This window comes from Paenibacillus lacisediminis (assembly GCF_046567315.2).
This window is the reverse complement of sequence record NZ_JBKIAX020000003.1, coordinates 136223-156939: the sequence shown is the minus strand read 5'-3', so window position 1 is coordinate 156939 and position 20717 is coordinate 136223. Positions and strand designations below refer to the sequence as shown.

The window sequence follows — 20717 nt, the reverse complement described above, 5'->3', positions numbered from 1 at the left end:
AAAGTTAAGGATAGGGAAGTGGGGTGGGATGGGATGGGCGGCAGATCAACACACACTGTCCGGAGCTTTGCACGATTATCCCGTTTGATCAGGTAGCAGAGAAACAGACAAGCTCGGGAGAAGAAAATATTTGGTAGAGAAGCAGATCGGTTCGAGATAATTTAGACGGGCTTAGGAGAAGGAATCAGGTTTAGGGGTGGTGAAACAGACCGGACAAGAGATCAGGACAGGAGATCAAGGACAAGACGCGAGGGAAACGAAAAGACAGTGATTTTGCTGTAGCCTGAACCCTTCCATTTGCAGCAACGCTCACACCGTTCGTGCTAACTCACACCAATCAAGTTGATCCGCATTAAGCTAACCCCTACCTATTAAGTTGACCTTAGTCAAACTCCCCCACCGTGGATCAGGCCGCAGCCGCAAGGGGCTGGTTCGGTTGGCGCGCGATCAGCCGGCGGTAGGGGATCGCCGGAATCACCACACACATGCGCAGTAATTTCTGCCGCATCGTTTCTTTCGCTCCGGGCAGGTGCAGCCGGCGACGTTCGGTGTACTCGTTCAGGTACGCCTGCAGATGCTTCAGTCCCAAGGCTATATGTACTCTTCAACGATTCCCACGCTTCTCTCACCACTTTCCGTAAGGGCGCATACAGCCGATAAGCTAGAGGGAACGACTGCACCGCCGATGTACGGACATCTACATGCCCGTTGATGAACGCAGCGAGTTCGTGACGGTTTGCCCTTTGTCCGTCTCCTCTTTTATGCGGCACCAGGCGGATTTTGACCTGCTCCGGCTCTCCCGACTCCGTGACCGTGCAGCCCGCTACGACCGCCGAGGCATACGGATGCGAAAGCTGACACCGGGACGGGTCACGCCCATACAGATCGCTGTTCACCTTCACGTCTCCGCTCAGCAGTTCCCGGGCATCGAACTCCCCGACGGCATGGCGTATTTTGTGCAGCATCAGCCAGGCGGTTTTGTAGGTGACCCGGGTCACCTGGCTCAGCCGCATCGCCGAGATGCCGCCCTCAAGCAGGAACAAATCCAGGGCCTCGAACCACTTGAGCAGGGGCAGATGTGTTCCTTCAAAAATCGTACCGACCAAAGCCGACGTTTGATGCTTGCACTTTCCGCACTCGAACAAGGGGATATGCCTGGAGGTCAGATGGCTGCACCGGGTGTGAGCGCAGCGCGGGCAGACAAAGCCGTTCGGCCACTTCATCGAAATTAGCGCCTCCATGCAGGCCTGCTCGCTGTTATAACGGTTGCTGAATGATTGAAGTTCCGTTCCCGCATTGACCTCCATATTCGCTCGCCCCCGAATCAAGAATTTACGAACACACGTTCTATTTGCTTTATTATACCAAACGTACGTTCCTTTTTCAAGCCAAAAATCTCACCTGAACCGCATCATTTTTTCCTCCTCTCTTTTTCTTCTCTCTTTTTTGGGAACCCTTGCTCTAGCCCCCACCCCCTGCCCCCTGAACGAGAGGGATAATCGTGCAAAGGCAAGCAGCAGGCAGGGACACCAAGACACGAACCCTTTGGACAGCCCCCTCACCCGGCGTCGATTTGTGACACTGCTCGAGGGCGGCTACGGTGCAAAAGGTAGATGCGCTGGCCTCGGCGGATAGTGACGCCCTCTTCATCGTTGATGCTTTCATGCTTCCATGTTTGAGCGGAACCGCAGTAAAGCGGTCGAGTTGCTTGCCCGATTTAGAGATCATGCCACAGGCACGTTTTACAAGGGATCTCCTATGTTCTTGATCAACGAAGTAGCCCAAAAAGCCGGGAAGACACTGTCCGCCTCTGATTCAGCGTCAACTCCGGCAATGGATTGCTGCTTTACCCAGCTAAATCAGGGCTTGTCTGCCGATTTTTTGCTGCGAAAGGTGAGTTATAAATAAGGTTAAAAAAACCGCTGAGCGGGTCAGCGGTTATCCTTGCAAAATTGCGTTGAGTGATTAGCAGGGATACGTAATAAAGGCATTTTATGGTCTTATTTCTGCAAATCACTCTACTTTAAATAAATAAGGACATTTTATGACTCTATTTATCCAGAGCTGCCAGGAAATTCCCTCTTTCTACCTGTCCGCCCAAAAATAAGGACGTTCTGTGTGCCTATTTCTCTCATTCCCCGTTCCAGTACAGAAATAAGAGCACTTTTTGTCCTTATATGCTTTTGAACGATTGTCCGATCAACCACGCTAGAGCCTCGATCACGGCAGCAGTTTTTTGTCATGCAGCTCTTCAAAAATAATCCGGCTGATCAGCGACGCCCGGTTCCGGTCGGCATGGCTGAGCCAGGCCAATTCTTCAATCTCTGATGCGGGCGCAAGCTCCCCGGAGTAGTCGGCCGTATAACACGTCATTTTGACGAGCACCCCTTCCGGCTTACCATCGGCTTGGGCTGCAAATGTGGCGAAATAGCTTATCGTTTCCGGCTTGATGCAAACGGACAGCTCCTCGCCGATTTCGCGCTGCAGCGTTTCGGCGTCGGTTTCCCCTGGCTCCCGCTTGCCTCCGGGAAAATAGAAAAGCTCCTTCCCCTTGGAACGGACGCTCAAAATCCGCCCATCCTTGATACAAATCCAGGCGATTTTATCGATAGTGTCAGACATGTTCTTTCCTCCTCACAGTGATTTGTCCAACTTATATAGTTCCTCAGTTCAAGGCTTCCTGCTTGGTTTTCTGATCGCGGGCCGCCGCTTCGGACCGCTGGCGCTCGCCCATTTTATACACGATGATCCCGCCGACAATGACCAGCACGCCAATCAGCTGTTTTGGCGTAAAAGGAACCTTCTGCAGCCCGAGCCAGCCCATGGAATCAAACAATAAAGCGAATCCCAGCTCGGAGGTCATGACGATCGCCACGGCATAAGTCGGCCCCAGACGTTTGACTCCCTGCACCATGCAGGTGACGACGCCTACGCCGATCAAACCGCTGAAATAAAACCACGGCTGCATATCGTGCAGCGCGAACATATTTTTCCCTTCGAGCAAAAACCCGATCACGAAAGAAGCGGCAAATCCGAGGCCAAGCACCAACGTGGTGGTCGTCCAGGTGCCCGTATGCTCATTGACTTTGTTGTTAAAAATATTTTGCATGCCGACCAGCGACCCCGCGATCAGCGCCAACAAGATCCCTAAAAACATCGTTTCCTCCCGGTTATTCGTAGATATTCCGGTGGGTCAGCTTTTGCAGACCTTCCCTGTCCTTGACCAAAATGCCCTTGCGGTTGCGTTCGATCAGCCCGCGGGAGCCGAACTTTTGCAGCACCCGGTTCAAATGCCGGTAGCTGGTGCCGATCAGATTGGCCGCATCCGTCAGGTCGGATGTGCTAAGCTCTCCCCTAAAATCCGCATCGGATTCGTCAAACGTTATGGACAGCAAATAGCTGGCGAGCCTGACCTCCACCGGATACAATAAATTAAAGCTCATCGAGCTCGACTTCATGTAAAACTTTTTGGTGATGATGTCCAGCAAAAAATGCAGCAGCGGGGAATGGTCGCCGCAGTATTTACGCAACCAGCGGTATTCCACCCCGATCATATGCACCGGTGACACCGCCTCGACCGTGTTAATGATGTCGCTGTCCCGGATATACTCCACATCCCCGATCACTTCCAGCGGCATCTTAAAAGAAATGACGAGCGTGCGGCCTTCCTCCGACGTGTTGTATATTTTGATTTTCCCTTTCACCAAAACATACATCACCCCGGATGACTCCCCTTGGGCACAAATCAACTCGCCTTGATCGAAAGCAAGCAGCGTCAGGTGCGGGAGGAGCGGCTCCGTAAATATGTTATCCAATTGATGCGCCTGCATATAGGCCTTAAGCAGCTCCCGATCTTCGATTTCTGTCAAGTTCCGATTCCCCCCAAGCTTGCGGCTGGCCTATAATTTAAGGATCGCGACGCCAGCGATCATCAGCGCGATGCCAACAAACTGCGGCAGCCGCATTTTTTTCTTTTCGATGCCAAACCATCCCGTGCTGTCGATCAGAAAGGTGATGCACAGTTGCGCGATCAGAACGGCGGCAATCGAAAGCGTGACCCCGACGTGCTGAATCGCCGTGACATTGGAGAAAATAATAATCGCCGCGAGCGCCCCGCCGCCGAGATACAACGGCTGCACACGCCCCAGCTGTTTCAGATTGCCATCCCGGATAAACAGCCAGATGAGCAATGCTGCGGCAAAGCCGGTGAACTGGGTCAACGCAGCCGCCGGCCAGGTGCCGACGCTCGAGCTGATCCGCGCGTTCGCCACTCCTTGGAGCGTAATAAAGGCCCCGGCCATAAACGCAAATAACCAGCCTTTCATGGTGTTCTCCCCTCTTCATATTCTGTTCATATTAAAAGATAACACAGGACCTTTTGGAAAGGACATATGTCCTGAAGTTTGGGGTCAGCGAAAATTGCCCGGGGCCATACCGCTGTATTACTATTTAATGGCAAGCTATTTTGCATTCATTAATAATAGGAGGCGCTTTCGTTGCAGCTAACGTTCGAAACAAAAACATATTGGGACGAAACCTGGTGGGAACGGCTCGGCCCGATTTACCGGGAAGCCTTCCCGCACGGGGCCAAACCGGAGAAGGTGCTGCGGAGCATGTTAAACCACGGGGTAGCCTGCATGCACGCCGGGACCCTGGATGGCGAAGCGGCCGCCATGGCGATCACCGGGTTTAGCGGTCCGGCGGAAAATAAGCGGCTGATCCTGGATTACATGGCCATCCGTCACGAAATTCGCGGAAAAGGGCTGGGAGCGAGCTTTTTTAAGCAAATCCGCGATTGGGCCGCTAGCGAAAGCCGGGTCAAGGCGATCATCATTGAAGCCGAGGCGGAAGATACGGAGGAAAACCGCAGCCGCCTAAACTTCTGGGAACGGTGCGGATTTATAGCTACCTCTTATGTACACCAATATATTTGGGTACCCGAGCCCTACCGCGCCCTCTACCTTCCGCTGTCCCCCGGTTTTACCGTCACGGATGACGGGAAGTCCCTTTTTCGCGATATCACTTCGTTTCATCAAAAATCGTTCCGCGGCCATTAAACCTCTTTATAAATAATATGGATTGAACCTTGGAAAAATAGATCTGACGGCAGCTTTAATCTGCCTGATAGCTGTCGTAGATTTTTTGCAGCAAGCTCGATAGCTGCTCCTTTTCCGCCTCCGTCAAGCAGCTTGTAAACCGGCGGTTATGTTCCTCAAAAATCCGCCGCAGCGTCGGCTCGAAGTCTTTGGCCTTTGGGGTCGGATACAACCGGTAGGAACGGCGGTCATGATCGTCGATCCGGCGGTAAACGTAGCCCGCCTCCTCCAGCTGCTTGACGCAGCGGGCCGTGGTCGCTTTGTCGAACTTGGCTTCGCTTGTCAGTTGATCCTGATTGATCCCGGGGTTCGCCAAAATGGCCTTCAGGTAAGTGTGGTGCCCCCCGCCGCCGATGTCGTAAGGCTTCAGCAAGGCAGCCAGCTCCTTTTGGTTCATGCGCTGGATGTATGAGATCAACTTGCCGACGAAAAACTTCTCCATCCCTTTCACCTCTTTGCGAGCGGTCTGTTTTACAAAAATTTTACTAAAAATCTGTTGCAAGCGCAACTAAATCGGAGTACACTGAAACCAGCAAAAAAAGTTGCGGACGCAACAAATGCAAATATTGGGTTTACCGAAACAAGAGAGGTGTAAATTTTATGCAAACGGAAAGTAAAGGTGCCCCGGTATCCTATCAGGAGGATCCGCAAATCCAAAAACGGCGCTGGCTGATTCTGGTCGTGCTGAATCTGTTCACGTTTATGTCGACGCTCGACGGCAGCATCGTCAACATCGCGCTCCCGGTCATTTCGAAGCGCTTGGACCTGCAGGTCGCGGAGGCGGAATGGGTGGTGACCGCCTATTTATTGATGATTTGCGCGGCGATTCTTTTTTTCGGCAAACTGGGGGACATCGTCGGAAAAATCAAAGTTTTCAAGTGGGGTATGATCTTCTTCACCGTCGGCTCGCTGCTGTGCGGGTTCAGTTCCTCTTTGACGATGCTGGTCGGGTCGCGGTTGATCCAGGCGCTGGGCGCATCGATGACGATGGCCAACAGCCAAGGCATTATCACCGATATTTTTCCGGCAAATGAACGGGGCCGGGCGTTGGGGTTGATCGGCACGTTCGTATCCTTGGGCAGCATCGCCGGACCGAGCTTGGGCGGCGTCATCGTGTCCGCGCTCGGCTGGGAATATATTTTCTGGGTCAACATTCCGGTAGGGCTCATCGCTATCGTGCTCGGCTGGAGAACGCTGCCTGGGGACCGCACCAAACTGCGGGTGAAAATCGACAAAGCCGGCAGCCTGCTATTCCCTTTATTTATTCTCGCCTTGTTCTCCGGCTTGCTGCTGGGACAGCAAATCGGCTACCGCGACCCGCGTATTATCGCAGCCTTGATCATAGCGGCCGTAGTGTTTATCGTTTTTCTCTGGATCGAAACGCGCAAGTCCGAACCGATGCTGCAGCTGTCGCTGTTTAAAAATCCGCTGTTCAGCTTAAGCATCCTGTGCGGATTTCTCGTCTTTGTCGCCAATTTTTGTTTTAATATTATCGCGCCTTTTTATACGCAGAGCATTTTGAACCTTTCTCCGTCGCAAGCCGGGCTGCTGATGATGCTGTTCCCGATCGTGATGGTGATCGTCGCTCCGCTCAGCGGTGCGCTGTCGGACAAAATCGGTTCCGAACTGCTCACCTTCGCCGGCCTGATCGTGATGGTCGTCGCCCAGGTTGGTCTTGCCGGTCTTCACGGCAGCAGCCCCATTTTCCTGGTCGGCGTATGGATCGCGATGCTCGGTCTTGGAAGCGGCTTGTTCCAATCGCCTAACAATTCGCTGGTCATGTCCAAGGTGCCGAGAACGCAGCTGGGGATCGCCGGCAGCATCAACTCGCTTGTGCGCAACATCGGCATGGTGGTCGGGATTACGGTCGCCACCACGACCTTGTTTGGCGTCATGAGCAGCCTGGCCGGCCAGCGGGTTACGGGATTGGTGCCAGGTCGCCCCGACCTGTTCCTCTCCGGAATGCACGTCGTCTTTATGACCTCGGCGACCATCTGTCTGGTGGCCGCGGTGCTGACGGGCTGGCGTTTATGGTCGGCCAAACGCGGCGTACGCGGCGAACAGCTTCGTTCGCAGCAGCAATAAAAGAAGATCGCCGCATCCTGGCCCAAAAGGCGCGGGAAGCGGCGATTTTCTGTTTTTTGTGGATTACGTCCATTCCACCCGGGTCAACAACTGGTGTTTCAGCAGCGCCAAAATAAAATCCAAGTAGAAATCCTTGCGGACCACGACCTTAAATTGCTGCTCCCGGCCCTCATTCATATAGAACTTTTGGAAAAAGCCTTCCGCACATATCCCAGGTAGTCCTCGGGCGTATCAATATCGCTTGGCGCGGGGCCGGGAGCCTCCGCATAAACGATGCGCTCCCCGTATTTGCGCAGAAGCTCTTTGGCGCCTACGTCTCCGTTCAACGCGGCCAGATCGGCGAACAGCGGAGCGGCAAACAATACCGGATGGGCCGGACGATCCTCGTAGCGGGCCTGAACGATCCACGCTCCGGTTTCCCGGAACGTATCGGTCACCCGGCGGATTGCCTCGGGCTTCATCTCCGGCTGATCGCCAAGCAGCACCAGGATGGCCGCCGGTGAATGGCGCGCCCGCAGCTGCCGCACACCGGCGGCCAGTGAAGCGCCGAGCCCGCGGGCCGCTGAGTCCGTTTCCAGCCATTCCACGGACTCTAGTGGTGGCGGCTGGACGCTGTTTGAGCCCGATGCGATCCTTGCTTCGGCTCCCGCCCACAGCTCCGGCCCGGCCTTCAGGTGCGCCCGCTTGATCGGCCCTTTTTGGGCGGCGATCACCGCGACCCGGCAACTTCCTGACGACAGCGCCTGATGAACCGTTTGCTGAAGCACATGGCCTTGGGGCGCCGGAAGCAGCAGCTTGGGCCGCCCCATCCGCGCCGACGCTCCGCCGGCGAGAATCAGCGCCCAAACGGCGTTTACCGCTTCAGACATGGCAAGTGGTCTCCGAACGGCGGCAGTGCTCCTGCGGCGCAGGGCGCGCTTCGGCAATCTGCGAGGGCGGGGATGCCGCCCGCAGTCCTTTACGGTCGCGCAGAAATCCCCCGGACTTGCCGTTTCTGCAGGCCAACATTTCCGCGAGGATGCTCATGGCGATCTCCTGCGGCGTTTCCGCCCCGATATCCAGGCCAACGGGAGAATACAGCTTATCCAGGAGAACGCTGTCTATGCCGCTGCGATACGCTTCGCCCCGCTCCATTCCCTGTTCTGTCTCATGCTTTGTTCCCTGCTCCATCATCCTCTGTTCCTTCTCCTGCTTCGTTCCCCCCTTCGTCCCCTGCCCCCCGGCTTCGCCAAGGCTTCCGTCTGCTTTATCCGCCTTATGCGGCTGTTCCCGCCCGATTCCTATAGGCTCCAATATTTTTTCCAGCCGGTATCTTGAGCCGACAAGCCCCAGATAAGCCACCTCCGGTGTAAGCATCTTCCGCACCGCCTCCCGGTCCAAGTCAAGATTATGCGACATGACCACCACGAATTTGCCTTTGACGTCCACTTGGTCAAACGCGAGCCGCGGAATGATCAACAGTTCGTCCGCCTCCGGGAACCGGCTTTCGCTTGCCTTCTCCGTCGCATGGTAGGCGACGGTGACGCGCCATTGCAGCATTTTCGCCATGCTGCAGAGCACGCGGGCATCGTCGCCGACGCCGACGATGACCAGCTCCGGGCGCGGTGCGATGCGCTCGACCAGCAGCTCCAGCCGGGAGCTGCCGTGTACGTCTCGCACCAGCCCGGCCGGCCGGCCGCCGTCAAGCCGGCCGGCGTACGACCCGCTGGGGCTAACCCAGCGCGCGCCCGGCGGAACGGCGGCGTGATCGGAGGAACCGATCACCGTCACCGCCTCATAGGGCTCCCGCGTTTTCGCGCGCCCCAGCAGGTCGGATAAGATCCGGTCTGCCGCCTTAGGATGGCGCACCGGATCAAACGGCTCCAACCAAACGGTGATCGCCCCGTTGCAGCCGAGTCCATGCCCCCAGACGTCATCGCCTTTGACCCGGAAGTCGTAGAACAGCTTTAGCGGCTCGCCGGAACTTAGCACCCCCTCGGCGTGCTGGCGCAAATCCTCTTCGATGCAGCCGCCGCTGAGGATGCCCGTCACTTCCCCATCCTCGTGGATAAGGCAGCGCGTCCCTTCCCGGCGGTAGGCGGAGCCGTCTACTTTGATCACCACTGCTACGACGCAGGGCCGGCCATCTCTCCGGCAGGCGAGCAGCGAGCGGGTTATCTCCTCCATGCTCAGGTCATCTCCATCCGTATCAATTCGGCATCGCCGATAAACAGTACGCGGTCTTTGGCCCAAATATGCCGGGATCTTGAATGGGATAGACCGGATTTTTTTAGCGAATAAAAATTCCGGCATACTAGAGGACGAAGCGCAGGCAGAGAGGGAAGACAGGAGGAGAGAGAACTGGAAGAAGCGGAACTGGATGAAGGGGAACTGGATGAAGGGGAACTGGATGAAGGGCGAATCCGGGAGCTAAGGGACACCAGAGGCTCTATCTGGGGAAAAACGGAGGTTTGCAAAATGTAACGGACAGAGATGACTCTATTTACCTCAAATTGGTCCGGGTGAGCTCGTTTAGAGTGAAATAGCGTCATCTGGGTCCGTTAGGCTGGGAAATGCCCGGGAAATAGGCGGATAAGGTCGCTGGTGTCCGTTAGAGCAGCATCCCCAGCTTAGAAAGGGCCGAAGTCTGTGCAATTCTATAATCGCGAGAAAACTTCCTCTAAATTCGGCCTGCCTTCCCAAAATGTACGTCGACGATAGAACGTTTTTCTTACCCCGACTCTGTTTGTCCGAGCATTTGTCCGAGCGTCAAACCGATCGGTTGAACGACCATTCCCGCTTCCTCCAGAGAGCTGCGGATTTTGCCGGCAAATTCCACGGCATGTGGGCCGTCGCCGTGAATACATATCGTGTCAGCCCGGATCAGCACGTCCACGTTTTGCTGGGACATCACTTTGCCTTCCGCCACCATGCGAATCACTTGGCTGATCGATTTTTGCTCATCGGTGATCAAAGCGTCAGGCTGTTTGCGGGGCGTCAGCGAACCGTCGGACTGGTAAGTACGGTCGGAAAAAACTTCGCTTGCAGTGCGCAGCCCCGCTTTTTGCCCAGCCTTAATCAATTCGCTGCCGGCCAGACCGAACAAAATCAGCTCGGGATCGACGTTGTACACCGCCTCGGCGATCGCTTCGGCCAGTCCGGCATGGCGGGCAGCCATGTTGTACAAGGAGCCGTGCGGCTTCACATGTTGCAGCTTTACTCCTTCCGCGCGCACGAATCCCCACAGTGCGCCGATTTGATAGACGACCATGTCGTAAGCTTCCTGCGGAGAAATATTCATCTCCCGGCGGCCGAAGCCGACGAGATCCGGCAGTCCCGGATGCGCGCCGAGCGCCGCGCCGCTTTCCAAGGCCAGCTTTACGGTTTGCCGCATCGTCGCCGGATCCCCGGCGTGAAAACCGCACGCGATGTTGGCGGAGGTCACATGCTTCAGCACCTCACTGTCACTGCCGATTTGATAAGCGCCAAAGCTTTCCCCCATGTCGCAATTCAAGTCCACCACGCTCATGGTCCATTCGCCTCTCTTTCAATTGTATATTCAACGATCCGGTTTATTTTCGCTGCTGCAAATGGCCGAGTCCCTGACGCAAAGCAAGGATGGCCTGTTCGCGTTCGATGAGCTGCCGCTGCGCTTCCCTTAAGCTGATCAACTGGAATCTCACCTTCCCGCCCAAATTCACCTGGGCGAGCAGCGGCAAATCCATGGAAGCCACCTGGGCAATCATCGGGTATCCGCCAGTTGTCTGGCGGTCGGCCATCAGCACGATCGGGTTGCCATCAGGCGGCACCTGCACTGTTCCCATCGTAACGGCCGAGGAGATCATCTCCACGGTTTTCATCAGCTTAAGCTCAGGTCCATTGAGACGGTATCCCATCCGGTCGGACTGTGGCAATACCTCAAACGGTTCGCTTATGAATAACGCTTTACTCTCTTCCCGGAACAAATCGTATTGCTCACCCGCGATAACCCGGATCACCGGGTTCGGCTCGTACGGAGGAATGAGGTCGGCGGAAACTGCCCAGCGGCTGACGGCACCCAAGTTATTTTCCGCCTCCCGCGCCAGCAGGCCCAGCATATGGAGACTTTGCAAAGACATGTTCCCGACCGGAAGCCGGTCGCCTTTGGCCAGCGCACGCCCATGATATCCCCCGATGCCGGCCCGCAAATAGGTAGAGCGGCTGTTCATCTGCACCGGCACGTCCACCCCACCGCTTACGGCCAGATATGCTCTGCAGCCTTGCTTCATGGGACCGAAGTTTAGCGTGGAGCCTTTGGGGGCCAGGATCGTCCGCCATCCCGGCAGTGATACTCCGTTTAGCTTGGGCGATAAGTCCCCGCCGCAAATCGAGATTAACGCCGTCTGCTCGAACACGATCTCCGGGCCCATCATCGTAATTTCGAGTCCGGCTTCCCCCTCCTCATTGCCAACGAGCAGATTTGCAATCCGCAACGCAAAAGCATCCATCGCACCGCCGACGGTCACACCGTATTTCTGAAATCCATATCTCCCCAAATCCTGCACTGTCGTCAGCAGTCCAGGTTTATGAATCAGAAGGCTCACCGCTTATCCTCCTCCCAAGCGTCAAATTGCCCCCGGGATATCGGGTAAAAGCGCACCGTATCGCCCGCCTCCAGCAAGGTTGGCGGCATTTGCCCCGGCTTGAACAGCGCGACCGGCGTTTTGCCGATCAGCTGCCAGCCGCCCGGCGTATCGAGCGGATACACCCCCGTCTGATCCCCCGCGATACCGATCGAGCCTGCCGGAATCGACAGCCGCGGCGTTTGTCTCCGCGGTGTCGCTATTCGTTCCGCCATGCCTCCCAAATACGCAAACCCGGGAGCAAAGCCAAGCATATAAACCAGGTAATCGGCCGAAGTATGTATCTCGATGACTTCTTCGGGCATTAGACCGTGATGCGCCGCCACTGCGGCTAAATCCGGGCCCAATTCTCCGCCGTAGCAAACCGGAATTTCAACCACCCTCGACGGCGGGAGGGCGGTATTTGTCAACTCGCTCAGTACGTGGCGAAGGCGGGCGGCGGCGAGTTTAAACGGGTATACGTCTCCCTCCCATCCGGCTTCTTTATTATCTGTTAGCAGCTGCATGATGTCGTAATATATAGTTACCGAAGTAAAGGCCGGAACGTATTCCACCGTCCAGCGGAACGGATTTTTTTCAAGATAATCGGCCAACTGCCTGACTTTTTGGTGCACCGCCGGCTGAATCGCTTCTCCAAGCTTAACGATCAGAGCGGAATCCCCCAGCGGAATGATTTCCGTTCCCGTTGTATGGCCAGCGCCGAAAGCCTCGTTGTTCATCATATTCCTCCTAAAATCATCTATCCGAATCTGGACCATTCATAGGAAAATAAGTACAAAAAATGCCGCTAATGATGATGAACCTGCCTGGCTCCGGATAATAAGTACATAAAGTGCCGCTATTTTGAAGGCCGACATTTCGTCGAGACGACGGTTCCCCGAGACGACGGGCCATCCGTCGTTCCAGCCGACGGTTGGCCTTTCTACCCGATGGTTCCAGTAGCTGGCTGTCAAGTACCGCTTTCTAGGTTACGCCACTTTAATTTTAACGGATACTATCGCTTAAAAAAAGCAAACAGGCTGTCCAAGGATAATCCTCCTTGTCAGCCTGTCTCCATCCGAAGCGCACCACTTGAGACGCTCAGCTCCCCAAGTATGTAGCCTTTCGTCTTGTTTCGTTTAGTCCGCAAATTCAACATTATGATACACTTGCTGTACATCTTCCAAATCTTCCAGCGCATCGATCAGCTTCTCGAATTGCGCCTCGGCCTCCTGCGGAAGCGTTACATAGTTTTGCGCCAGCATCGTCAGCTCGGCCACCGTAAACTCGGTGATTCCGGCGTTTTTGAGCGCTTCCTGCACCGTGTGGAATTGATCCGGTTCAGCATATACGATGACCGAATCGTCCTCTTCTACGATATCGCGCACCTCGACATCGGCTTCCATCAGGATTTCAAACACTTCATCAATCGTTTTTCCTTCCATCCCGATCACCGCGGTAGCGTCAAACATATAAGAAACTGAACCGCTGACGCCCATATTGCCGCCGTTTTTGTTAAATGCGGAACGCACCTCCGGCGCGGTACGGTTCACGTTGTTGGTCAGCGTGTCCACAATCACCATCGAGCCGTTTGGACCAAAGCCTTCGTATCGGAGCTCCTGATAAGTTTCCTCCGAGCTGCCTTTTGCTTTATCCAGAGCGCGGTCGATGATCGCTTTAGGCACATTGTAGGTTTTGGCCCGTTCCAGCACGACTTTCAAGGCGCGGTTCGATTCCGGATCCGGTTCGCCCTTCTTGGCGGCCACATAAATTTCAACCCCGAATTTGGCGTAAACCCGGCTCGTGTTGGCGTCTTTCGAAGCTTTTTTCTCTTTAATATTGTTCCATTTGCGACCCATACTGTTCCCACTTTCTATGTTTAGTACCTATCTATTATAACCGATTTTTTTCAAGCTGTGGACTATTCTCTCAGGACCTCTTATGTGGCATAAACAAAAACAACCCACCTGATATACAGGAGGGCTGTTTAAAAAGGACATTACCGCTTTCTTTTCCGCCGTGGTGCCGTGGAACAAACCGCCGCCTTGGGCGCCTCACTAACGACATTGTATTTGACCAGATGCTCGTAAACGGGAACACAATGATGCCGAGTCACTATGCTTATCGGATGGATAACTCGAACAAGCTGGGGATCATAAATATCCTGGACGACGACTTGCGTCGGCGCAACGATCGTTACGGGTGGACAGCAATGGCAGCTCATTTGGATTCACCTCGCTATAGGTTTTTGGCTTCATTACGTTATATGAGACTACCCCGTCGTCTGACTGTTCTTTTGCCCCTTTTACAGTAAAAACAGCCTGCCCCCTGTAAAAGAGCAGGCCGTTTCCAACGGAATGCCGGTATTCAGAGCCTACAGCATCTTCGTCGTCCACGATTCGCAGTTCCACGTTTCCGTCACGACATCACGGTAAAACTCCGGTTCGTGGGAAATCAGCAAAACGCTTCCCTTAAACGCCTTAAGCGCGCGCTTCAATTCATCCTTCGCGTCCACATCCAAGTGGTTCGTCGGTTCGTCGAGCACCAGTAAATTTGTCTCGCGGTTAATCAGCTTGCACAAGCGGACCTTGGCTTTTTCTCCACCGCTCAGCACGGCGATTTTGCTCTCGATATGCTTCGTTGTCAAGCCGCATTTGGCCAACGCCGCGCGCACTTCGAATTGCGTAAACGATGGGAACTCGTTCCAAATTTCCTCAATGCATGTGTTGTAGTTGGCATCCTTCATCTCTTGCTCAAAATAACCGATTTCCAGCAGATCGCCGAGCTGCACCGATCCGGATAACGCCGGAATCTGCCCGAGAATGCTGCGCAGCAGCGTCGTTTTCCCGATCCCGTTCGCCCCGACCAGGGCGATTTTTTGCCCGCGTTCCATCCGCAGGTTCAGCGGCTTCGACAGCGGCGAATCATAGCCGATCACCAGGTCCGCCGTTTCAAAGATCAGCTTCCCGGACGTTCTTGCATCTTTAAAATTAAACTGCGGCTTCGGCTTTTCCCTGGCCAGCTCGATGATCTCCATCTTATCCAGCTTTTTTTGTCTGGACATCGCCATATTCCGGGTCGCGACACTCGCCTTGTTGCGGGCGACGAAATCCTTCAGATCGGCGATTTCCTGCTGCTGGCGCTTATATGCGGACTCCAGCTGCTGCTTTTTCGCTTCGTACACCTGCTGGAAATGATCGTAATCTCCGGCATAACGGGTCAGCTGTTGATTTTCCATGTGATAGATCAAATTAATGACGCTGTTCAAAAACGGGATGTCGTGCGAAATCAAAATAAACGCATTTTCGTATTCCTGCAGGTAACGCTTGAGCCATTCGATATGCTGCTCGTCCAGATAGTTCGTTGGTTCGTCCAGCAGCAGGATGTCAGGCTTCTCCAGCAGCAGCTTGGCCAGCAGCACCTTCGTCCGCTGTCCGCCGCTCAGATCGTTAACATCCTTATCCAGCCCAATATCGGTCAAACCGAGCCCCCGCGCGGTCTCTTCGACTTTGGCGTCGATCATGTAGAAGTCCTGGTTCGTCAGCGTATCCTGAATCGTGCCGACCTCCTCCAGCAGCCGCTCCAGCTCCTCCGGCGACACCTCGCCCATTTTGCCGTACATGTCGTTCATTTCCTGCTCCATATCGAACAGGTACTGGAACGCCCCGCGCAAAACATCGCGAATCGTCATCCCTTTGCTGAGCACCGCATGCTGATCCAAATACCCGACGCGCGTCCGGCGAGCCCATTCGATTTTGCCTTCATCCGGTTGCAGCTTGCCTGTGATGATATTCATAAACGTGGATTTGCCTTCGCCGTTGGCCCCGATCAGGCCGATATGCTCGCCTTTCAGCAGCCGGAAGGATACGTCGCTAAAAATAGCCCTGTCGCCAAACCCGTGACTTAACTTTTCTACATTCAATATGCTCATGAAACTACACCTTTCTCGCAAAAAGATACACTCGTCATATTATAAAGGTTAACGGGAGGACAACTCAATACGGCGGACAAAATTATTGCCCATAAAAAAAGCACCTTCCCCGAACTGATCTTTAGGGACGGTGCTTTTCGCCGATCATCTAATATCCTAAAATCTCGTCGATTTGGCCCAGCTCTTCGGCGGTAAACGAAGTGTTTTGCAGCGCAAGAGCCGCGTCTTCGATCTGGCTGACCTTGCTTGCGCCGATAAGTGCGGAGGTCACTTTGCCGTCTCGCAGCACCCAAGAGAGCGCCATTTGCGACAGCTTTTGCCCTCTTGCGGCGGCCAAATCATTAAGCCGCTGCACCTGGGCGATCCGCTCCGCGGTCAAATCCTCCGGACGCAGGAACACGCTGGGCCCGGCCGCCCGGGAATCCGGGGTAATGCCGCCCAAGTAGCGGTCGGTCAGGATGCCTTTTTCCAGCGGCGAAAAAACGATCGAACCGATCCCCTCTTCCTGCAAAACGTCTTGCAGCCCTTCCTCGATCCAGCGGTTCATCATGGAATAATTAGGCTGATGAATCACGCATGGCGTGCCAATTTCTTTAAGGATTTTCGCGGCCGCCCGCGTTTCTTCCGGCCGATAGTTGGACAGCCCGACATAAAGCGCTTTCCCTTGACGCACGACGAGGTCGAGCGCGGACATCGTTTCCTCCAGCGGCGTATCCGGATCAGGGCGGTGATGGTAAAAAATATCGACATATTCGAGGCCCATCCGCTTGAGACTCTGATCCAGGCTGGAGACGAGATATTTTTTGGAGCCCCATTCCCCGTAAGGTCCCGGCCACATGTAGTAGCCAGCCTTGGTCGAGATGATCATTTCGTCGCGGTAAGGGCGGAAGTCTGCCCTGAGCACTCTGCCGAACGTTTCCTCCGCCGATCCCGGCGGCGGTCCGTAGTTGTTGGCCAGGTCAAAATGCGTGATGCCGAGGTCAAACGCCCGGCGCAGCATGGCCCGCCCGTTTTCCAGGACATTGATGCCGCCGAAATTATGCCACAGTCCAAGGGATATGGCGGGCAGCTTCAGGCCGCTTCTGCCGGCGCGGTTATATGTCATTTTTTCGTATCTGGTGCTGTCTGCCTGATAGGTCATAGCTGGTACCTCCTTTAATGGTCATAAGAACAATATAAGCGAAGCCACGGCTCAACCCTATATCAACAAGGCTGTTTCATATGGCATAATGTCTGTTCCTCTCGATCCATTCTCCGAAGGCGCCAGCCGTTCCCGTTACCGTTTTTCCCGGTAAGCCGAAGGGGAAACGCCGAGCGTTTTTTTGAACATTTTCGAAAACAGCAGCGCATCCTGATATCCGACCGAACGGGCCACCTCGCCGATCGTAAACCGGCCCGTTTTCAGCAGCCCGCAGGCCCGCTCCATCCGGTACTGCAGCAAATACCGCTGCGGCGGGTACCCCGTCGCCTGCTTGAAGATGGCCGATAAATATTTGCGGTCCAGCCCAACGATCGCCGCCAGTTGACCGACTGAAATCTCCTCGCCGTAATGGCTGTGCAGAAAATCAAGACAGCGGTGAACGTAAACATCCTTCGCCTGAACTTGAACCGCCGCTTGGCCCGGTGCGGAAGCTGGAGCCAACTCCACCATCACCGAAAAAAATTCGTACAACAAGGCCCGTAAACGCAAATCGCGGGTGGCCGCATTTTCCTCCGCCTCGTTCAAAAGCTCGTACAGCTTTGGCATCAACCGGGTGTCCATCGGAAACACCGGCTGCTCCGGGGTGGCACGCGTCCGCGCCAAAATTTCCCCCGCCTGATCGCCGCAAAAGGCAATCCAGGAATAAACCCAGGGCTGTGCTGCGTCCGCCTGGTAAAAGACGACCCGCTCGGGATAAGCGATAAACGCCTGTCCCGCCGTCAGCGTCAGCGTCTCGCCGTCCTCCACGCGAACGTTCCCTTTTCCCTCATGGACAAAATGAATTTTATAAACATCGCGCACGCCCGGGCCAAAGGAATGCAGGGGAGCGCAGGCTTCCTTGCCCCAATAGCATAAATACAGCTCCGGCGATTCGCGAAACGGACGATCCGGGTTATAATGAAAAATCGCAGCCAAGCTCGGCACCCTCTTTGCACACGGCATTGGAATTGAATGCGCCCGCATCCGCTGCCATTGTACCACAAAAAGCGATTCCAACTTGTTGATCCCATAAAAAAAAGAGCCAGGCCTGCCAAGGTTATTGGTTTCCTTGGAATACCCGCTCTTTTTAACCCGCTTCGATTAGGCGTACCACTAATGAACCGCCACCGGCTCCTGCACCTTCTCGTAAAAAGCACCAAGTGTATTCATCGTCGTCATTGGAGCCGCCTCTAACGGATAAAAGCCTTTTTTCACCATCCATTGCCATACGTCATAAGCGTGGTGCGAGCTCATGCAGAAGGCATGTTCCAGAAAGCTGCGGATTTCGGGATGGCTCATTTCCATGGCCGCCCAAGCGTACTCCCTGCCCGCCCGTTTCAAGGTCAGCAAATAAGCGGTGGCGATTTCCCGATCGTTAAACTGCTCTATCGAGGTTCTTGGCATGACCGGTACAGGGGACGCAGACGCCTGGGTAAAAGATTGCAGGACCGGCTGCAAATCCGGAATCGGCAGTTTCTCGGCGGCTCCTTCCGCTTTGCTTAAATACTCTGCCTTCATGTTGTAGTCCTGAATATGGAGCGGAAGATGTTTTTGCAACATCGCCTTCAGTTCAGGGTCCTGCGCTTGATTGATAAAACAGGCCATATTCGTAATCGAGTTAACGCAGCTTAACGCGAGTTCATTCAAATCCTGTGCTTCGTGTGCGGCCAGTTCCATGAAACATGTACCTCCTTCGGTTTTTTGGGTTGCTGAATCACCACTTTTAGCATGCACCCCATCGTTTTCTATTATCGCCGGAAGCCGTAGTAAAATTGTCCATTACATAGACAAATACCCATCTAAGCCCATTATGCATATAGTGGATTAATACCAGTATTGGAGTGTGAAATCGTGAACAACGAATGGAAACAGGAACATCTAGCCTGGCATGAAACAATGGAGCTGCATGAGCTTGTCGCCTCGCAAGCCGCCAATTTGGTGGCGTTCAAAAAGAAACTGCCGATGGTGATGGACCCGGCGTTAAAAGCGCTCTATGCAGAAACGATCAAAACCTTGGAGCACAATATACGCGAATTGCTCAAATTTTATCCGATGGCTCCAGGTATGGCCCGCAACGTTTCGCCCGATATGACCGGTTTTGACGCGGCCAACCTGCTTGGCTTCGCTAAAGCCTCCGTACGCAATTACGCGAACGCCATTACGGAGACGGCTACCCCTCAATTAAAAGAAACGTTCCAAAAACATCTGCTTGGCGCCATCGCCCTTCATACCAAAATATTTAACTTCATGTACCAACACGGTTACTATCCGGCGTATAATTTGGAAGAACTGTTAGCCCATGATGTGCAAATGGCCAATCAAGCGTTGAACATGTAATAAGAAAAAATCTCGCCGCTGGCGAGATCACTGGTGCATTATTTCTGTTGTTCCTTTTCTTCAGGTTCATCGTATTTATTGATGTGCCCGGTAATGGCTTCGACCGCTTCATTCACATTCGTGGTGGCCGGCACAGCCTTCACCTCGTCTTCGGTCTTATCGACAAAATTTTGATGATCCGCACGTACGGCTTCAATTTTATTGCTCACCTGAGGTCACTCCTTTCCCGGAAAGTTGTGGTTTGAAATTACTATGCGATATTTTGCGCTACTTTATGTAAAAGGCCGTCCCCAGGCAGATCTTTCTGCCGGGACGGCTTTTTTTCTTAAAATTCCGTGCGGGTCGCCATGTATTCGGGTCTGGGCTTCTTCCCGAAATAAGGCTCGGCCAATTTGTTCTCCACACTGTTATAGACCATAAAAATGTTGCTGCGCGGATATGGCGTGATGTTGCTGTTGGAGCCGTGCATCAAATTGCAGTCGAACAGCAGGACCGAGCCTGCCTTGCCGACCGGTGTTTCAATGCCGCAGCGCTTGGCCAGCTCGGTTAAGCTCGCTTGATCGGGCGCGATGAATTCCCTGGAGGAATCCCCCGGCGTCCTGCCGACGCACGACACGAAGATTTGATGGGAACCGGGCATGACCATAAGCGGTCCGTTAAAAGGATAATTGTCTTCCAGCGCGATCAAACAGCTGAGCGCCCGCATCCGGGGCATCCCGTCCTCCACGTGCCAGGTTTCAAAGTCCGAATGCCAGTAAAACTCTTTGCCGGTAAATGCGGGCTTGTAATTGATCCGCGATTGATGGACGTAGGCCTGCCCCGCCAAAAAATACTCAACGATCGCAAGCAGTCGCGGATGCCGGGACAACTCCTGAAAAACCGGATGGCTCCGATGAATCGCAAAAATCGATTGCACTTCTTCCCCACCGGGTACGCGGATAATTTCATCGGAAGTCAAATCCTGGGATGCTTCCCGCAAGCGCCGTGCCTTCTCCTGATAGCCCTTTAATTCCGCTTCGCCGAAAAAGTTTTCCAGGAACAGATAACCGTTTTTGGCGTAAAAATCCGATTGCTCCTTGCTGATCCCGTTTTCCGCGGTCCACTCGCCATATACGATGGGGTCCTGCCGCGGAAGCCATCTCGGCTCGGCATACACCCGGGAAGGGTAAGCATCCGCCTTTGGATCAAAAATTACGGACGTTTCCAATGTATTCATTTCTCCTCATCCCCTCATGAGAAATATTTGTCCATACAAAAAGGACCTCCGCTTGGAGAAGGCAAAGCTTCGCCAGCAGGGTCCTTAAAACAGACAAAGGCCCTTATAAAAGGGCCTAATAAGATCTCTTAATGTGGCAATATAGACCCATCCACTGCTGACGAGGTTAGCTGACGGGCTCGGGTAAGATGGTACCCTACAATCATTGCTGAATGACTCGCCCCAAAAAAATGGTTCCCCCGTTTTCCGGCCGCGTAAGCCGGAAACTAAGCGTGAGTCTATAGTAAAGGCA

21 protein-coding genes and 1 riboswitch are annotated in these 20717 nt (G+C 54.2%); of the genes, 3 read left to right on the top strand and 18 right to left on the bottom strand.

Annotated elements, in window-relative coordinates; all coding sequences use genetic code 11:
- Window positions 1-386 precede the first annotated feature (386 nt).
- The 5 genes from ACLD72_RS06920 to ACLD72_RS06900 form a co-directional block, all read right to left on the bottom strand.
- Window positions 387-1307, bottom strand: coding sequence for a transposase (locus ACLD72_RS06920; RefSeq protein ID WP_458475656.1), 921 nt, complete (start codon window positions 1305-1307; stop codon window positions 387-389).
- Window positions 1308-2220: 913 nt separating this feature from the next.
- The gene (locus ACLD72_RS06915) at window positions 2221-2622 is read right to left on the bottom strand and encodes an NUDIX hydrolase (protein WP_411001141.1); all 402 of its coding nucleotides are present in this window, start codon (window positions 2620-2622) and stop codon (window positions 2221-2223) included.
- 43 nt (window positions 2623-2665) lie between these two features.
- Window positions 2666-3157, bottom strand: coding sequence for a DMT family transporter (locus ACLD72_RS06910; protein ID WP_411001139.1), 492 nt, complete (start codon window positions 3155-3157; stop codon window positions 2666-2668).
- A gap of 13 nt (window positions 3158-3170) precedes the next feature.
- Window positions 3171-3869, bottom strand: a complete 699-nt coding sequence (locus ACLD72_RS06905; RefSeq protein WP_411001137.1) for a Crp/Fnr family transcriptional regulator — start codon at window positions 3867-3869, stop codon at window positions 3171-3173.
- Window positions 3870-3899: 30 nt separating this feature from the next.
- A complete protein-coding gene (locus tag ACLD72_RS06900) occupies window positions 3900-4325 on the bottom strand; it encodes a DMT family transporter (RefSeq protein WP_251587723.1) in 426 nt (141 codons plus the stop codon).
- A gap of 171 nt (window positions 4326-4496) precedes the next feature.
- Between ACLD72_RS06900 and ACLD72_RS06895 the strand changes: the two genes are divergently transcribed.
- Window positions 4497-5057 (top strand): GNAT family N-acetyltransferase, encoded by a 561-nt coding sequence (locus tag ACLD72_RS06895; RefSeq protein ID WP_411001135.1) that lies wholly within the window; start codon window positions 4497-4499, stop codon window positions 5055-5057.
- 55 nt (window positions 5058-5112) lie between these two features.
- Here ACLD72_RS06895 and ACLD72_RS06890 read toward each other — a convergent pair whose 3' ends face one another.
- Window positions 5113-5538, bottom strand: a complete 426-nt coding sequence (locus ACLD72_RS06890) for a MarR family winged helix-turn-helix transcriptional regulator (protein WP_411001169.1) — start codon at window positions 5536-5538, stop codon at window positions 5113-5115.
- Between the two features lie 158 nt (window positions 5539-5696).
- Here ACLD72_RS06890 and ACLD72_RS06885 point away from each other — a divergent pair, with 158 nt between their 5' ends.
- Window positions 5697-7181, top strand: a complete 1485-nt coding sequence (locus tag ACLD72_RS06885; protein ID WP_411001133.1) for an MFS transporter — start codon at window positions 5697-5699, stop codon at window positions 7179-7181.
- A gap of 173 nt (window positions 7182-7354) precedes the next feature.
- On the opposite strand, the gene ACLD72_RS06880 is transcribed toward ACLD72_RS06885, so the two are convergent.
- From ACLD72_RS06880 to ACLD72_RS06835, 10 genes are all read right to left on the bottom strand, one after another.
- The gene (locus tag ACLD72_RS06880) at window positions 7355-8050 is read right to left on the bottom strand and encodes an NTP transferase domain-containing protein (protein WP_411001131.1); all 696 of its coding nucleotides are present in this window, start codon (window positions 8048-8050) and stop codon (window positions 7355-7357) included.
- The gene (locus ACLD72_RS06875; protein WP_411001129.1) at window positions 8043-9347 is read right to left on the bottom strand and encodes an XdhC family protein; all 1305 of its coding nucleotides are present in this window, start codon (window positions 9345-9347) and stop codon (window positions 8043-8045) included. Before ACLD72_RS06875 ends, ACLD72_RS06880 begins: the two co-directional genes overlap by 8 nt.
- Window positions 9348-9891: 544 nt before the next feature.
- The gene (locus ACLD72_RS06870; RefSeq protein WP_411001127.1) at window positions 9892-10689 is read right to left on the bottom strand and encodes a LamB/YcsF family protein; all 798 of its coding nucleotides are present in this window, start codon (window positions 10687-10689) and stop codon (window positions 9892-9894) included.
- A 43-nt stretch (window positions 10690-10732) separates the two neighbouring features.
- Window positions 10733-11743 carry a biotin-dependent carboxyltransferase family protein gene (locus tag ACLD72_RS06865; RefSeq protein ID WP_411001125.1) on the bottom strand — a complete coding sequence of 337 codons (1011 nt, stop codon included), beginning with the start codon at window positions 11741-11743 and terminating at the stop codon, window positions 10733-10735.
- Window positions 11740-12501: a 5-oxoprolinase subunit PxpB gene (gene pxpB, locus ACLD72_RS06860; RefSeq protein WP_458475655.1), complete on the bottom strand. Its 762-nt coding sequence runs from the start codon at window positions 12499-12501 to the stop codon at window positions 11740-11742. The genes ACLD72_RS06865 and pxpB overlap by 4 nt, the downstream gene beginning before the upstream one ends.
- Before the next feature lie 399 nt (window positions 12502-12900).
- The gene (locus tag ACLD72_RS06855; protein ID WP_411001121.1) at window positions 12901-13620 is read right to left on the bottom strand and encodes a YebC/PmpR family DNA-binding transcriptional regulator; all 720 of its coding nucleotides are present in this window, start codon (window positions 13618-13620) and stop codon (window positions 12901-12903) included.
- A gap of 515 nt (window positions 13621-14135) precedes the next feature.
- Window positions 14136-15692, bottom strand: coding sequence for an ABC-F family ATP-binding cassette domain-containing protein (locus ACLD72_RS06850; RefSeq protein ID WP_411001117.1), 1557 nt, complete (start codon window positions 15690-15692; stop codon window positions 14136-14138).
- Window positions 15693-15840: 148 nt separating this feature from the next.
- Window positions 15841-16833 carry an L-glyceraldehyde 3-phosphate reductase gene (mgrA, locus tag ACLD72_RS06845; protein ID WP_411001115.1) on the bottom strand — a complete coding sequence of 331 codons (993 nt, stop codon included), beginning with the start codon at window positions 16831-16833 and terminating at the stop codon, window positions 15841-15843.
- A gap of 135 nt (window positions 16834-16968) precedes the next feature.
- Window positions 16969-17808, bottom strand: a complete 840-nt coding sequence (locus ACLD72_RS06840) for an AraC family ligand binding domain-containing protein (protein WP_411001113.1) — start codon at window positions 17806-17808, stop codon at window positions 16969-16971.
- Window positions 17809-17985: 177 nt separating this feature from the next.
- Window positions 17986-18549, bottom strand: a complete 564-nt coding sequence (locus ACLD72_RS06835) for a spore coat protein (RefSeq protein ID WP_411001111.1) — start codon at window positions 18547-18549, stop codon at window positions 17986-17988.
- Window positions 18550-18768: 219 nt separating this feature from the next.
- On the opposite strand from ACLD72_RS06835, the gene ACLD72_RS06830 reads away from it, so the two are divergent.
- Window positions 18769-19209, top strand: coding sequence for a spore coat protein (locus tag ACLD72_RS06830; protein ID WP_411001168.1), 441 nt, complete (start codon window positions 18769-18771; stop codon window positions 19207-19209).
- Between the two features lie 38 nt (window positions 19210-19247).
- Here the strand turns inward: ACLD72_RS06830 and ACLD72_RS06825 are convergent, their stop codons facing one another.
- Window positions 19248-19418 carry a hypothetical protein gene (locus tag ACLD72_RS06825; protein WP_411001109.1) on the bottom strand — a complete coding sequence of 57 codons (171 nt, stop codon included), beginning with the start codon at window positions 19416-19418 and terminating at the stop codon, window positions 19248-19250.
- A gap of 116 nt (window positions 19419-19534) precedes the next feature.
- The gene (locus tag ACLD72_RS06820) at window positions 19535-20425 is read right to left on the bottom strand and encodes a phytanoyl-CoA dioxygenase family protein (protein WP_251587745.1); all 891 of its coding nucleotides are present in this window, start codon (window positions 20423-20425) and stop codon (window positions 19535-19537) included.
- A gap of 140 nt (window positions 20426-20565) precedes the next feature.
- A riboswitch (cyclic di-AMP (ydaO/yuaA leader) is annotated at window positions 20566-20708 on the bottom strand.
- Between the last annotated feature and the right edge of the window lie 9 nt (window positions 20709-20717).